This is a genomic window from Microlunatus endophyticus (assembly GCF_014646195.1).
GTDB classification, from domain to species: Bacteria; Actinomycetota; Actinomycetes; order Propionibacteriales; family Propionibacteriaceae; genus Microlunatus; species Microlunatus endophyticus.
Genome location: NZ_BMMZ01000010.1, coordinates 113,727 through 127,195 on the forward strand (window position 1 = coordinate 113,727; position 13,469 = coordinate 127,195).

Sequence of the window (13,469 nt, forward strand, 5' to 3'; positions counted from 1 at the left end):
GTGAGCCTGCGCCCCGGTGAGCAGGCAAGACGGTCAGCGCCGACCGACGGAACCTTCAGCAACCCTAAGGTGCCCGGCTATTCCCCACATCAGGTTTTCACCTGATCCGAGAGTTTCTGCGGCGGGCAGAGCGAGCCCGCCCGCACCCGGCAGCGATCGACGTGATCGACTTGTCCGGTGCCAGAACACAGCAGCTCGCTCGTCCCGTTGCCGGACGCAACCTTCGTCGTACGCGACCACGCCGCCGGTCCGGAATCCGCCCGGCCCACCCAGACCGGATTCGCAGCCGGAGCCGTACGCGTCGATCTGACGCCCACCTGTGGTGACCTCGAGATCGCGATCGAGGCTCCCGGAGTGGAACTGAGCCAGGTGGCGCTGCGCTGGCACATCCCGATCCCGGAATCCCGCCTGATCCTCGGAGACGCCTGGGAGCGCTCGTACGGTGATCTGCAGTGGCGCTACCGGCAACCCGAGGGGGTGCTGCCCTGGTCCTGGCTCGCCTACGATCCGGCGACCGGCGATTCGACCGGGATGGGCGTACGCGTCCGGCCGTCCGCCTTCTGCTCCTGGTCGCTGGACGAGGACGGAATCACGCTCTGGCTGGACGTCAGCAGTGGCGGAGTGCCCGTGCTGTTGGGTGATCGGAGGCTGGCCGCGGCCACGATCGTCCGGACCGAGGGATCCGGGTCGGCGTACGAGGCCCAGAGTGCGCTCACCGAAGCGATGTGTGACGACCCGCTGCTGCCGGACGGTCCACTGGTCGGGGCCAACAACTGGTACTACGCGTACGGCGTCAACTTCGGCCCCGAGGAGGTGCTGACCGATGCCCGGACCATCGTCGAGCTCGCGGACGGCCATCCGGTCCGGCCGTTCAGCGTCGTCGACGCCGGCTGGAGCGTCGGCGGTGTCGCACCCGGAGGCCCGTGGACCGAGGGCATCCCCGGTCTCTTCGACGATATGCCCGGACTGGCCGGACGGATCCGTGCCGAGGGCGCCCGGCCGGGCATCTGGATGCGACCTGCCGCACTGTCCACCGTGGACGATCCTGGCCGGCTGCGGCCGGGTCCGCGACCGGCGCAGGAACAGCCGCTGGACCTGAGCCGGCCGGACAACCTGGACGTCATCGGGGCCGACATCGCCCGGCTGAGCGGCTGGGGTTTCGAGCTGATCAAGCACGACTTCTCGACCTTCGACCACTTCGGCCGCTGGGGTTTCCAGATGGGCCGGAGCCAGACCGAGCCCGGGTGGGCGCCCGGGGACCGGTCCCGGACCAACGCCGAGATCCTGCTCGGCCTGTATCGGACGATCCACGACAACGCCGGTAGCGCCCTGATCCTCGGCTGCAATGTCGTCGGACACCTGGCCGCCGGTCTGGTCCACGCCCAGCGGACCGGGGACGACACCTCGGGCCGGGCCTGGGAGCGGACCCGGAAGATGGGTGTCAACACCCTGGCATTCCGGTTGGCCCAGCACGGCCGGTTCTTCGCCCTCGATGCGGACTGCGTGCCCGTCACCGCTGCGACGCCGTGGCGGCGTAACCGCGAATTCCTGGACCTGGTCGCGAGGTCGGGAACGGCACTGTTCCTGTCAGTCGACCCGGCGCAGCGCACTGTCGAGATCGACGCCGATCTCAAGGCCGCCGTACGGATCGCGCTGGACGGCGGCGAGCCGGATGGCATCGAGCCGCTGGATTGGCTGCACTCCACCAGCCCGCGACGCTGGCGGATCGGTTCCACCGAGCGACGCTACGACTGGCTGGAACCGTACGGCGCCGGTGACGATCTGGACTAGGACCCGCCTTGTCCGAGGTCCGGGCGCGCTGCGCCTATGCCTGCCAGACCAGCGTGTAGCGGAAGAACAGCCCGCGGCGGATCCGTACGCCCGGCAGGATCCGACCGGCGACCCGCCGGATCTCGTCGAGCGTCTCTCGAGGCTCGCGGGCCGGGGCGGTCATCCCGACGGGCATCGCACCATCGGCCTTGGGATGCAGGATCAGGCCCAGCAGCGGGTTGAGCAGCACGGAGACGGCCGACCAGGGCACGTCGGCGCGGGTCTCGCGGGCCAGGCCGACGACCACCAACCGTCCGCCGGGTTTGATCATGGAACGGACCGCAGTCAGCGTCGCGGCCAGCGGCAGATGGTGCAGCACGGCGACCATCGTGATCAGATCCCACTCGCCGTCCGGACGATCGTCGAAGCCGACCGGCAGGATCCTGACACGTGGGTCTGCGGCAGATCGCTCGGCCGCGATCCGGCTCGCTTCGGGGTCAGGCTCCAGGCCGGTGACCTGGTCGACGACTCCCGCGAGCCGGGCAACCAGATTGCCCGTGCCACAACCGATGTCGAGGGCCGATCGCGGCCTCGGGGTCCGGATCCGCCGCGCCTGGGAGGTGATCCATCGTGCGTAGATGTCGTTGTGCGACCACGGATGCTGCTCGACCAGCCGCAGCCAGGGCCGCAGCGCCTGCAGGAGCACCTCGGTCGGACGACTCATGCCGGGAGTCTAGAAACTCGATGAGTATTCTGCCGGTCCAGATCGGCTGATCTCACCAGAATCGGCAGTTTCTCTCCGTCTGGACCGCTGATTTACTCACTCAGGCCGTGACAACCCCGGCGAGCTCGGCGTAGCGGCCAGCACGGGCGCGCAGATCGGCGTCGGTGCCGAGTTCGATCACATGACCGTGGTCGAGGACGGCGATCTGGTCGGCTTCCTGGATCGTCGACAGCCGGTGGGCGATGGTGATCGTCGTCCGACCCCGGGAGAGTGCGGCGAGCGCCTCCTTCAGCCGGTGTTCGGTGGCGTTGTCCAGAGCGCTTGTCGCCTCGTCCAGCACCAGGATCTTCGGATCGCGCAGGACCACCCGGGCGATCGCGAATCGCTGCTGCTCGCCGCCGGAGAAGAGCTGGCCCCGCGCGCCGACGACAGTGTCGAGGCCGGCGGGCAGACCGGCGACCAGGTCGTCGATCTGGGCGACCGAGAGCGCCCGCCACAACTCGTCCTCGGTCGCAGCCGGACGGGCGATCAACAGGTTGTCGCGGATGCTGCCGTGCACCAGGTAGGTCTCCTGGGTGACCACGCCGACCAGCGAGGCAATCGTCGTCGAGGACAGCGTCCGCAGATCGTGGCCGTCGATCGTCACGGTGCCCGATGACGGGTCACGGAGCCGGGCGATCAGCGAGGCGCAGGTCGACTTCCCGGAACCGGTGGCGCCGACCAGCGCCAGGCTCGATCCCGGCGGGATGGTCAGGGACACCCCGCTCAGCGCGTCCCGATCGGCACCGGGATAGCGGTAGCTGACGTCGCGGATCTCGACCAGCCCGCTGATCGTCGCCGGGTCGACGGCGACCGGTTCGGCCGGCTCGGGAACGTCGGTCTCGGTGTCGAGATAGCCGAAGATCCGGGAGAAGAGTGCCATCGACGAGATCCACTGGGCCGCGACATTGAGCAGGCCCATCATCGGACGGAAGATCGACGACTGCAGGGCCGCGAATGCGACCAAGGTGCCGATGGTGATCCCGGCCCGGCCGACCGGCAACCCGGCGACCAGGTAGATCAGGGCCGGGATCGCGGCGAAGATGATCGACATCGTCGCCATCCGCCAGCGGCCGGCCAGTTCCGACCGGAGGGCAAGATCAACAAGAGCGCGGGAGGTCTCGGCGAAGCGGTTGGCGCGTTGCTCGCCGGCTCCCATGGTCTTGGTCAACAGCACGCCGCTGACGGACAGCCCTTCCTCCACCTGCCAGGCAAGATCGGCGAGCCGCTGCTGCTGCTGCCGGGTCATCTCCCGGCGCATCGCGGCAACCCGGCGCGTCAACCAGATCGCCGGCGGCAGCACCAGCAGGGTGAAGAGGCTGAGCCGCCAGCTCAGCGCGACCATGGCGATCGCGGTCGCGATCACGGTGGTGACATTGGACGCGATGGAGGTCGCCGTCGAGGTGACGACGTTCTCCATCCCGCCGATGTCGTTGGTCAGCCGGGACTGAACCTCGCCGCCGCGGGTCCTGGTGAAGAATGACATCGACTGGGTCTGCAGGTGCCCGAAGACCTTGATCCGCAGGCTGCTCATCACCTGCTGCCCGATCCGGGTCGCGATCCAGGTCTGGCCGACACCGATCAAGGAGGTGATCACCGTGATCGCCAGCATCGCGACGACCAGGGTCACCAGCAGTCGTACGTTCTGCTGGGGCAGCGCGTGATCGATGATGCCGCGCAACAGGAACGGATTGGCCAGCCCGGCGACCGAGGTCGCGATGATCATCAAGGTGACGATCGTGAGCGAACCGCGATGCGGGGCGAAGAGCGCAAGCACCCGGCTGAGCCGGACCGGGCTTTCGGCGAGTTGTTCCTTGTCGGCCGGGTCGATGCGCATCGGTCCGCGCATCCCCGGACCACCCGGGCCCCCGGCTCGACCGCCCGGGCGACTGCCGGCGCGATCAGGGCCACCGGTTGGAGAGGACCGCGCATTCGTTGTGGTCACTGTCATGAGAGTAAGTCCCTTCGTAGCTGCTCAGGTCATGTGTGCTCAAGGCGATCAAGCGGCCGTGCGGCGCGATCGCTGATCCCGGAACCGGGCATCCTGAGCTAACCTGATATTGAGGCTACCTCAGCAACTTCCTTCAGTCAACTCATTAGGATTCGATCATGCGCAGTGAGCCCGGAACCCGACCACCCGCTGGTGGCGATCAGTCGGATCTGGGCGAGTTGTTGCGCCGCGCGTCCCATGTGATGCGGCACCGGTTCGCCGAGTCGCTCAGGCCCTGGGACGTGTCGCCCCACCAGCTACGAGCCCTGCGGGTGATCGCCGCCAACGAGCCGTTGCGGTTGCGCGAGCTCGCCGAGCTTCTCCGGATCAGCCCGCGTTCGGTCACCGAGGTCGTCGATGCGCTCGCCGAGCGCGAGCTGGTCGAGCGCGCGGCCGTGCCCGACGATCGTCGGGCGACGGCAGTGTCCATCACAGCCGAAGGACGCCGACTGATGATTGATGTCGGGGAGGCGGGCCGTACGAATTCGGCCGACTTCTTCAACCGACTGACCGTAGCCGAGCGCCGCCAACTGGCCGCGTTGCTGGCCAAGCTGACAGCCGGCGAGGACGACGTCCCGCATCGGCACGGGCCCGGCCGACACGGGGACGAGGACGGAAACGACCGGCACGGGGGCGAGAGGCACGACCGGCGCAGGCGCGAACGGCGCTGATCCGACCGGCCGAGGGATCGACGTAGAGATCAGTTCCGGGAACGCAGGGCCCGCAACTGTAGGTAGGTCGGGGCGTACGGCTGGACCCGCAGCTTCATCCCCGCCTCGACCGGTGTCCGGTTGCCCTTGCGCTCGTTGCACTTGGCGCAGGCCGAGACCAGATTCGTCCAGGTCGAGCCGCCCCCACGAGACCTCGGCAGCACGTGATCGACCGTGGTCGCCTTGCCGCCGCAGTAGGCGCAGGCCCGGTCCCGGGCGTGGATGCCGGCCTTGGTGCACGGCGGCGTACCGCGGTGCACCCACTTCATCACGACGTACCGGACGAGCCGCAGCACCCGGGGCACGGGATAGGGACCGAACCGGGAACCGTCGACCTCTTCCTCGACGACAGCGACCTGCCGGTAGAGCATGCCGATGGCATGCCGCACACTCACCCGTTGCAGCGGCTCGTAGCTCGCATTCAGTACCAGCACGTCGGTCATCCGCGCCTCCTGGGCAGATAGTAGACGCCCCAGCCGTGGGCGTAGCCGAATAAAGGGCCTCTGACGTGCAGATTCGCCGCCAAATGTCGCTCAGTTGCCGCATGACCGTTACCTGACGCAACACCGGGGTGCCGGTCCAGCACCGAGGACCGCGATCCACCGAGCGCGACACCGCGGGGCGCCGATGTGAATCCGGTGCCCGCTCCGGATACGGTGGTCGCCATGACAGACGGGGGCACTCTGGTACGCGTCCCCGGACCCTCCCAGCAGACCGAGCCCGAGCCCGCCGAGCAGGCCGGTCCGTTCGGCCGATTCCGCAACCGGATGCGCGACCGCTGGACCGCGAGCTGGCGTCCGGCACTGCGCCGCAACTGGATCTTCGCGGTGTTGCTCGGCCTGGGCACCGGCCTGCGGGTGATCACCTGGCTGGCCTACCAGCCGGCCATGCTCTACATCGACAGCTTCCGCTACCTCAGCATGCTGCTGCACCCGGCCGTGGACGGCCTGGATCCCATCGGCTACACGGTCATCATCTATCCGATGATGATGGTCGGAAAGCTGTTCGGAGCCGGTCTGGCACTGACCACGGCGGTCCAGCATCTGGTCGGGTTGGGGATCGCGATCGTGATGTACCGGATCTGCCGCGGCCTTGGCGCGGCACGTTGGCTCTCTGCACTGATCACCGTGCCGATGCTGCTGGACGGCTACCAGTTGCAGATCGAACAGAACATCATGGCCGAGATCTGGTCGGACGCGATCCTGCTCGGGGCGATCTGGCTGCTGCTCGCCTGGCGGCTACGACCCCTGCGACCGCGACCCGAAGGGCCGCCCCGGATCGGGCCCCTGTGGTGGCAGGCCGCCCTGGCCGGAGCGTTGATCGGGGCCAACGTGCCGGTACGGATCATCGGCATCGTCGCCGTCATCCCGTTCCTCGCGTACCTGATTTTCGTCGGCGCACGCTGGCGCGATCGGGCGTGGCGCCGGACCATGATCATCCGCCTGGCGGCCGGGGTGGCCGGGTTCGCGATAGTCCTGGGCGGGTACGCGTCCGCATACCGCGCGGTGACCGGCCATTTCGGCCTCAGCTCGGCCGGGAACTCGGTGCTCTACGGCCGCGCCGCGGAGATCGCCCGCTGTGATCAACTCCCGTTGGACCGCTACCTGCAACAGCTTTGCCCGAAGGAGCCGCTGGACGAACGGCTCGGGGTGGATGCGTACGCCCACAATCCGATGACGGTCAAGGAACTACCGCCGGGGACGACGCTGCGCCAGCTCCGCAGCGAATTCGGCAAGACCGTCCTTCGGCACCAGCCGCTGGATCTGGTCACTTCGGTGCTGCGGGACTTCCTCAAGGGTTTCGAATGGTCGCGGGTTGATCATCTGGGCGACACCCCGCTGGCCCGCTGGCAGTTCCAGGTCGACTATCCGCGCTGGGAAGCGACCGACGCCGATTCCTGGACCCGCTACTTCGACGGCCGAACCCCGTACGTGATCACCCCGCTGTCGACCTTCCTGCGCACCTATCAGGTGGACTTCCACGGTTACACGCCCGGCACGCTGCTCGGGGTCGCCGGCCTGGTCGGGCTGGCCGGCGTCTTCCGTCGGCGACCCACCGGCCGGTCGCTGCGGGCCGAGTCGATGCTGACCGTCGGCATGGCCCTGGTGCTGCTCGGCGGCGCCGCAGGGTTTGAATTCTCCTGGCGCTACCAGCTGCCGGGACTGGTGTTCCTGCCGCTGGCCGGCGCGATCGGTTTCACCGCTTTGACCCGCAGAGAAAGGGGCCCGATGGAGGCCTATCCCGACGACGTCGACCAGATGGCGGTCCGCGGATTCGAGGACAAGTACGGCGACGTCGTCTTCGGCGACCTGGTGGTGGTGATCGCCGCCTACAACGAGGAGCGCGGCATCGCCGCGGTCCTGGACCGGATGCCGAAGACCTGTCCCACGCCGGACGGCGGCGCCCTCGACATCTCCACCCTCGTCGTCGTCGACGGGTCGACCGACGGTACCGCCGAGATCGCCGACCAGCACGGGGCGTACGTCTGTGTTGCGCCGGTCAACAGGGGCCAGGGCGGTGCGCTGCGGCTGGGCTATCACCTGGCGGCCGAGCGCGGTGCCACCTACATCGTGACCACCGACGCCGACGGGCAGTACGAGATCTCAGAACTCGGCGCTCTGATGGCTCCGCTGTTGGAGGATCGGGCCGACTTCGTGACCGGTTCGCGCCGACTCGGGACCGGTGAGTACGACAGCAACGTCCGCTGGCTCGGCGTCCGGGTCTTCGCTGTGCTGGCGTCCATCCTGACCCGGTCCAAGATCACCGACACCTCGTTCGGTTTCCGCGCGATGCGGGCTGAGGTGGCCCGGGGCGTGGTGTTGACCGAGCCGCAGTACCAGGCCTCGGAGCTGCTGCTCGGGGTGATGGGCCGTGGCGCCCGGGTCGTCGAGGTGCCGCTGACCATGCGCCTGCGCAACAACGGCGCTTCCAAGAAGGGCGGCAGCATCACCTACGGCGCCAACTACGGCCGGGTGATGATCACGACCTGGCTGCGCGAGTGGGTGGTCAGCGGACCGAACCGGCGGCTGCGTCGATTGGCACGGACCGACCCTCAGCGGTGGCGGAAGACCAGCCTGTCCAGCAACGTGAACTTGAAGAAGAAGACCACACCGTAGCTGGCGATGTTGGCCAGCTCGAGCACCACGGTACGGGCGGTGTTGGTCAGGTGCATCGGCGCGATCACGTGGTCGGTCAGGGTCGCGACCCCGATCGACAACATGCCGCTGGCGGCGATCACCGCGATGTAGGGCAGCATCTCGCGGACCGGGTGCGGGCGGTTGGTCCGACCCCAGGTGATCCGGCGACCGATGAAGTAGTTGAAGCTGGCCCCGATCACCCAGGCGACCGCGCTGGCGAAGGTCGCCGACGAATGGGCCGCTGCGAGCAGGGCGATGTAGGTGCCGTGGGACAGGACGGTCGCGCCCAGTGAAGTGGCACCGGCCCGGATCAGCCGGCCGAAGACCCCGTGGCGTGCAGGGACGGGGGCGCCGAGCTCGGTCCCCTCGACGGGGCCGATGGGCAGGTGATCGTTCTGAAGGGTCAACGCATCGACATCTGGCGTGGGCTCGGTGGCGTCGGTGGATGCGGACACAGTCTTCACTGTCTACCCGCTGGGGTCACCGCCACGCAAATCGGCACGCCAGGTCGCCACGCAAGCCCTGCTCACCGGTGCGGCGATCGCTCGCCCAGGTCCCAGAACAATCCGGCCATCGATTGCAGGGCCTGCCGGGCGAGGTCGCCGAGAAGGTGCTCGTCGGCGGCGTGCTGGCCACAGGCCGGATAGCTGTGCGGCACCCAGATGGTCGGCAGACCCAGGGTGTGGGCGAACGCCGCATTGGGCAGGGTGCCGCCGAGATTGGGCAGCCGGACCGGCGCGATACCGGTGGTCTGCTTGAGAGAGGCGGCCGCCCAGTCCACCAGCGGGTGCTGCGGGTCCAGTCGGGTCGCCCGGACCCGGTGCCCGACAGCCAGCGCGACATCGGCGAAGCCGTGATCGTCCAGGTGTCGCCTGAGGATCTGTTCGATGTCATCCTCCGGGGTGCCGACCACGAAGCGCAGCTGACAGTGTGCTGTCGCGCTCGGCGGGATCGCGTTGACCGGGGCTTCGGGCGAGCCGGAGGTGTAGGCGAGCACCTCCAGGGTGTTCCAGGCATACAGCCGCTCGGCGGGCGTCAGGCCCGGCTCGCCCCAGTCCGGATCGATCGCTGGACCGTCACCCGGATCGACGACGACTCCGTCCAGCGCAACCCGGACAGAATCGGGGATGTCGGTGGGCCGCAGGCCCTCGACCAGCAGCACCCCGTTGCCATCCACCAGGCTGGCGACGGCGTTGGCGATCCGGGTGCCGGGATTGGCGATCAGACCGCCCCAGTTGCCCGAGTGGTAGCCGGCTGCGTACGGCTCCAGCCGGAGCGAGAAGTTGATCACCCCGCGGGACCCGAGGAACAGCGTCGGTTGATCGGCGGCAACCCGGCAGCCGTCGGAGCCGATCAGCAGGTCTGCCGACAGCTCCTCCGCGAGCTCGGCGCAGATCTCCTCCAGGCCTGGCGATCCGGTCTCCTCGCCGGTATCGAGAATGATCTTGAGATTGAAGCCGAGCCGGCCGCGTACGGCCAGAACCTCTTCCAGGGCGGCGAAATTGATGGTGTGCTGGCCCTTGTTGTCGGCGGTCCCTCGGCCGTACCAGCGATCGCCCTCGATGCTCATCGTGAATGGATCAAGATCATCCCGCCACAGCTCGGGATGGCCGAGTACGACGTCGCCGTGGCCGTAGACCAGTACGGTCGGCCGCTCCGGGCCCTCGAGTCGTTCGGCGATCAGGAACGGGCTCCATGCCTGCACCGGATTGTCCACGATCCTGGTCGTGCAGCCGAGCCGTCGCAGTTGCGGGACGATCTCCTGGTCGAGGTAGGCAAGCTGGAGCGGCAGGCTCTCGGGGTTGGCGCTCTCGGTGCGGTGGGCGACCCGGCGCCCAAGATCGGCGGCGAACCGGCCCGAGTCGAAGTAGCGGGTAGCGGCCTCGATCACGGCGTCGCGGGTCACGGTCTTCCTCCACGGGCGGGCTGCTGGGGTCCTCGCACTGTAGCCGCCGGCCGCGGGCGGCTGTTGCCGGTGGGCTCCGATGCGGCGGCACCCGGTGTTCGGCCACCGGGCCGAGGGCGGATGATGGTCGCGTACACGTCCTGAGACCCGGAGGCCGCCATGTCCCACCAGACTCCTGAGGAGATCCGCGCACTCGCCCGTAAGAATCTGGTGCCGCACTTCACCCGCGGCGATGCCTGGCGGTCGCCGGACCTGCCGGTGATCGATCACGGCGAGGGTTGCTACATCTACGACGACTCCGGCCGCCGCTACCTGGACGGGCTGTCGGGTCTCTTCTGCGTCAACATCGGCCATGGCCGGACCGACATCGTCGCGGCGTCGATGAAGCAGATGGAGAAGCTCGCCTATTGGCCGAACTGGGGCGCCGCGCATCCGTCCGTGATCGAGGCCGCGGCCAAGATCGCCGAGCTCACCCCTGGTGATCTCGATCGGATCTTCTTCGCCAACTCCGGCTCCGAGGCTGTCGAGTCGGCACTGAAATTCGCTCGGCAGTACCACCGCAGCCAGGGTCACCCGGACCGGACCGTGATCATCGCCCGTGACTTCGCCTATCACGGCGTCACCATGGGTGCGCTCGCGCTGACCGGAATCCCTTGGTACAAAGAGCCTTTCCAGCCGGTGATGCCTGACGTCCGGCACTTCCCCAACACCTACGGCGAGACGATCCCCGAGGGCGGCACCGCTGCCGACCTGCCGTCGGTTGTGAAACTGCGGTCGATCATCGAGGAGGTCGGCGGCGACAAGGTGGCGGCGATCTTCGCCGAGCCGGTACAGAATTCCCGCGGCGCACTGGTGCCGCCGGAGGGCTACTGGCAGGAATTGCGGAAGATCTGCGACGAGAACGGCATCCTGCTGGTCGCCGACGAGGTGATCTGCGGATTCGGCCGGCTCGGTGAGTGGTTCGGCACCGGTCGCTTCGGCGTCGTACCGGATGTGATCACCTTCGCCAAGGCCGCGACCAGCGGTTACGCACCTTTGGGCGGCATGGCGATCCGGACCCATCTGGTCGACGAGCTCTGGGACTCACCGGACGGCGGCTCGTTCTTCCACGGCAGCACCTGGGGCGGCCATCCGGTCGCCACCGCTGCCGCGATCGCCAACATCGACGCCATGATCGACATGAACGCGGTCGGCAACGCCCGCGCCAACGAAGATCATCTGCGGTCTGGCCTGGAAGCGCTGCTGGACAGCCACCCCACGCTGTCCGAGGTCCGGGGCACCGGCTATTTCTATGCCTTGGAATTCGTCGCCGACCGGGAGTCCGGTACGCCGTTGTCCACCGAACAGGCCCAGCAGCTGGTCCGTCGAGTGATGCCGGCCGCGATGCGTGAGTCCGGACTGCTGACCCGGCCCGACGACCGCGGTGCCACGATGTTGATCTTGTCCCCGCCATTGATCGCCGATACCGCAGTGCTCGACGAGCTGATCGGCCACGTCGATCATGTGGTGACCGCGGTCGACCAGCACATCGCCGCCTCCTAGCGGCCTGTCGAAGGTCCTGATCCTGTCGAAGGGTCAGGACTCGGTGAGTCGGCCGGCCAGTTCGATCAGGTCGAGGTCGGTGCCCGGCGCCCCGACCAGACAGACGTTGTACGGCAGCGGGCCCGCTCCGAGGCCGGGGACCGACACCGACGGCAGGCCGCCGATCCCGGCGATACAGGTCTGCCGCTGGGTGAAGCCGCGAACCTGTTCGATCAGCGCCGGTTCGTCGACCGGCGGCGGGGCCGACGATGCAGCCGGCTGGATCAGCACCGCCTCCTTGATCAACTCGCTCAGTTCCTCGCCGGCCGTGGCGATCACTCCCCTGGCCAGCGCGACCTGTTCCTCGGTCGCCGCGCGGCCGGCGATGAAGCGTGCTTCCACCTCGGCGGCCAGGGCACCGGGATGTGTGGTGATCCAGTTGCCGCGGATCTGCCAGGCCTCGTACGACTGGATCGTCCGGAAGCTGGTCACCCACTCGTCCAGCCGCTCCGGTGGCAGCGGCCACTCCTCCACAGCCAGCCCGAGCAGCTCCGCTGCCCGGGCAGCTGTCCGGGCAGCGGTCTCGGCGATGTCGGGCTCGGTCGACAGCTGGAGTGCCGGTGCGATCAGCACCCGGGACGGCGCCAGCGGCCGACGCCCGGTCTCCGGCACCAACAGCCGGCCGATGTCGAAGAGCAGACCCGCCTCGCGGGTGAACCAGCCGACGGTGTCGAAGCTCGGCGCAAGATCGAGCAGGCCGGTCCGATCGACCAGATCATGGGTGGTCCGAATGCCCCAGATGCCCTGATAAGACGCCGGCACCCGGACCGAGCCGCCGGTGTCGGTCCCGAGAGCAAGATCAACCTGACCGAGCGCCACCGCCGAAGCCGAGCCACTGGACGACCCGCCGGGGATCCGCCCGGGTGCTGCCGCGTTGGGCGGCGTTCCGTAGTCGGCGTTCTGGCCGGCCATGCTGAAAGCGAACTGGTCGGTCCGCGTGATGCCGGTGATGTCAACACCCGCCTCCAGCAGCGCGCACACAGCCGCGGCATGGTCAACGGCCGGCCGCTGCTCCGCCAGCCAGGCAGCCACCCCCGCTCCGACCGGGTGGCCGGCTATCGCGTACAGATCCTTGACCGCGGCCGTTCGACCGTGCAGCGGCCCGGCCGGATCGCCGGCGACCAGCGGATCGCCCAGCGTGCGCCAGATCGTACGGTCGAAAGCGGGCCCGGACGCTGTCATGATCAAACCGTATCGCCCCCGTTTCGGGCCGCCCCTCGGTCAGCCGTCCTCGGTGAAGCTCTGCTCGATCCGCAGCAGGGCGATCTCCCGTAACCGGTCACCGATCGCCCGCACCTCGGCCGGATCGTCGCCTCGCAACTCCGGCAGATCGCGGACGAGTTCTGCGCCCGGCCGTGCCACGTCGTCGCCGACGCCTCCTGCACCCGAGGGCCGTGTGCCGATCCGGGAGTGATGGGCCAGCGCCCGCTCGATCTCGTCGCGGGTCAGCGGGTTGGCCGCATCCCGGGCTGCGTCGAGGAGATCGTCCAGCGATCCGAATGGCGCCTGTTCGACGATCGAGTCGATCCAGCGGGGCACATCCAGGCACGTGGACAACCGCCCGCGCAGTACTGCCTCCTGCAGATTGATCATGCGGCCGGGCCGCCGACCA

The 13,469-nt window shown here is 68.5% G+C and carries 11 protein-coding genes; 4 read left to right on the top strand and 7 right to left on the bottom strand.

Annotated features, from left to right (window positions below; translation table 11 throughout):
• The first annotated feature begins 177 nt into the window (after nucleotides 1-177).
• Nucleotides 178-1,791: an alpha-amylase family protein gene (locus tag IEY07_RS18050; RefSeq protein WP_229670273.1), complete on the top strand. Its 1,614-nt coding sequence runs from the start codon at nucleotides 178-180 to the stop codon at nucleotides 1,789-1,791.
• Nucleotides 1,792-1,825: 34 nt separating this feature from the next.
• Here the strand turns inward: IEY07_RS18050 and IEY07_RS18055 are convergent, their stop codons facing one another.
• Together IEY07_RS18055 and IEY07_RS18060 are read right to left on the bottom strand one after the other, a co-directional pair.
• Entirely contained in the window at nucleotides 1,826-2,494 is a 669-nt protein-coding gene (locus tag IEY07_RS18055; protein WP_188896795.1) for a class I SAM-dependent methyltransferase, read from the bottom strand.
• Between the two features lie 100 nt (nucleotides 2,495-2,594).
• Nucleotides 2,595-4,370: an ABC transporter ATP-binding protein gene (locus tag IEY07_RS18060; protein WP_229670274.1), complete on the bottom strand. Its 1,776-nt coding sequence runs from the start codon at nucleotides 4,368-4,370 to the stop codon at nucleotides 2,595-2,597.
• A gap of 272 nt (nucleotides 4,371-4,642) precedes the next feature.
• Between IEY07_RS18060 and IEY07_RS18065 the strand changes: the two genes are divergently transcribed.
• A complete protein-coding gene (locus tag IEY07_RS18065) occupies nucleotides 4,643-5,194 on the top strand; it encodes a MarR family winged helix-turn-helix transcriptional regulator (protein ID WP_188896797.1) in 552 nt (183 codons plus the stop codon).
• Nucleotides 5,195-5,223: 29 nt separating this feature from the next.
• Here the strand turns inward: IEY07_RS18065 and IEY07_RS18070 are convergent, their stop codons facing one another.
• Nucleotides 5,224-5,676 carry an HNH endonuclease gene (locus tag IEY07_RS18070; RefSeq protein WP_188896798.1) on the bottom strand — a complete coding sequence of 151 codons (453 nt, stop codon included), beginning with the start codon at nucleotides 5,674-5,676 and terminating at the stop codon, nucleotides 5,224-5,226.
• A gap of 222 nt (nucleotides 5,677-5,898) precedes the next feature.
• Here IEY07_RS18070 and IEY07_RS18075 point away from each other — a divergent pair, with 222 nt between their 5' ends.
• The gene (locus IEY07_RS18075) at nucleotides 5,899-8,349 is read left to right on the top strand and encodes a glycosyltransferase family 2 protein (protein WP_229670276.1); all 2,451 of its coding nucleotides are present in this window, start codon (nucleotides 5,899-5,901) and stop codon (nucleotides 8,347-8,349) included.
• Here IEY07_RS18075 and IEY07_RS18080 read toward each other — a convergent pair.
• Nucleotides 8,286-8,825 carry a GtrA family protein gene (locus IEY07_RS18080; RefSeq protein ID WP_188896799.1) on the bottom strand — a complete coding sequence of 180 codons (540 nt, stop codon included), beginning with the start codon at nucleotides 8,823-8,825 and terminating at the stop codon, nucleotides 8,286-8,288. The genes IEY07_RS18075 and IEY07_RS18080 overlap by 64 nt on opposite strands.
• Before the next feature lie 71 nt (nucleotides 8,826-8,896).
• Nucleotides 8,897-10,276, bottom strand: coding sequence for a M20 family metallopeptidase (locus IEY07_RS18085; RefSeq protein ID WP_188896800.1), 1,380 nt, complete (start codon nucleotides 10,274-10,276; stop codon nucleotides 8,897-8,899).
• Nucleotides 10,277-10,435: 159 nt separating this feature from the next.
• Between IEY07_RS18085 and IEY07_RS18090 the strand changes: the two genes are divergently transcribed.
• Nucleotides 10,436-11,818 (top strand): aspartate aminotransferase family protein, encoded by a 1,383-nt coding sequence (locus IEY07_RS18090; RefSeq protein ID WP_188896801.1) that lies wholly within the window; start codon nucleotides 10,436-10,438, stop codon nucleotides 11,816-11,818.
• 33 nt (nucleotides 11,819-11,851) lie between these two features.
• On the opposite strand, the gene IEY07_RS18095 is transcribed toward IEY07_RS18090, so the two are convergent.
• Nucleotides 11,852-13,039 (bottom strand): amidase family protein, encoded by a 1,188-nt coding sequence (locus tag IEY07_RS18095; RefSeq protein WP_188896802.1) that lies wholly within the window; start codon nucleotides 13,037-13,039, stop codon nucleotides 11,852-11,854.
• A 39-nt stretch (nucleotides 13,040-13,078) separates the two neighbouring features.
• Nucleotides 13,079-13,450, bottom strand: a complete 372-nt coding sequence (locus tag IEY07_RS18100; RefSeq protein WP_188896803.1) for a 2-oxo-4-hydroxy-4-carboxy-5-ureidoimidazoline decarboxylase — start codon at nucleotides 13,448-13,450, stop codon at nucleotides 13,079-13,081.
• Between the last annotated feature and the right edge of the window lie 19 nt (nucleotides 13,451-13,469).

What these genes read in the sequence shown, in the direction of transcription:
- IEY07_RS18070 (WP_188896798.1), bottom strand. Translation starts at nt 5,676, where the DNA reads ATGACCGACGTGCTGGTACTGAATGCGAGCTACGAGCCGCTGCAACGG.
- IEY07_RS18060 (WP_229670274.1), bottom strand. Translation starts at nt 4,370, where the DNA reads ATGCGCATCGACCCGGCCGACAAGGAACAACTCGCCGAAAGCCCGGTC.
- IEY07_RS18095 (WP_188896802.1), bottom strand. Translation starts at nt 13,039, where the DNA reads ATGACAGCGTCCGGGCCCGCTTTCGACCGTACGATCTGGCGCACGCTG.
- IEY07_RS18100 (WP_188896803.1), bottom strand. Translation starts at nt 13,450, where the DNA reads ATGATCAATCTGCAGGAGGCAGTACTGCGCGGGCGGTTGTCCACGTGC.
- IEY07_RS18075 (WP_229670276.1), top strand. Translation starts at nt 5,899, where the DNA reads ATGACAGACGGGGGCACTCTGGTACGCGTCCCCGGACCCTCCCAGCAG.
- IEY07_RS18055 (WP_188896795.1), bottom strand. Translation starts at nt 2,494, where the DNA reads ATGAGTCGTCCGACCGAGGTGCTCCTGCAGGCGCTGCGGCCCTGGCTG.
- IEY07_RS18090 (WP_188896801.1), top strand. Translation starts at nt 10,436, where the DNA reads ATGTCCCACCAGACTCCTGAGGAGATCCGCGCACTCGCCCGTAAGAAT.
- IEY07_RS18065 (WP_188896797.1), top strand. Translation starts at nt 4,643, where the DNA reads ATGCGCAGTGAGCCCGGAACCCGACCACCCGCTGGTGGCGATCAGTCG.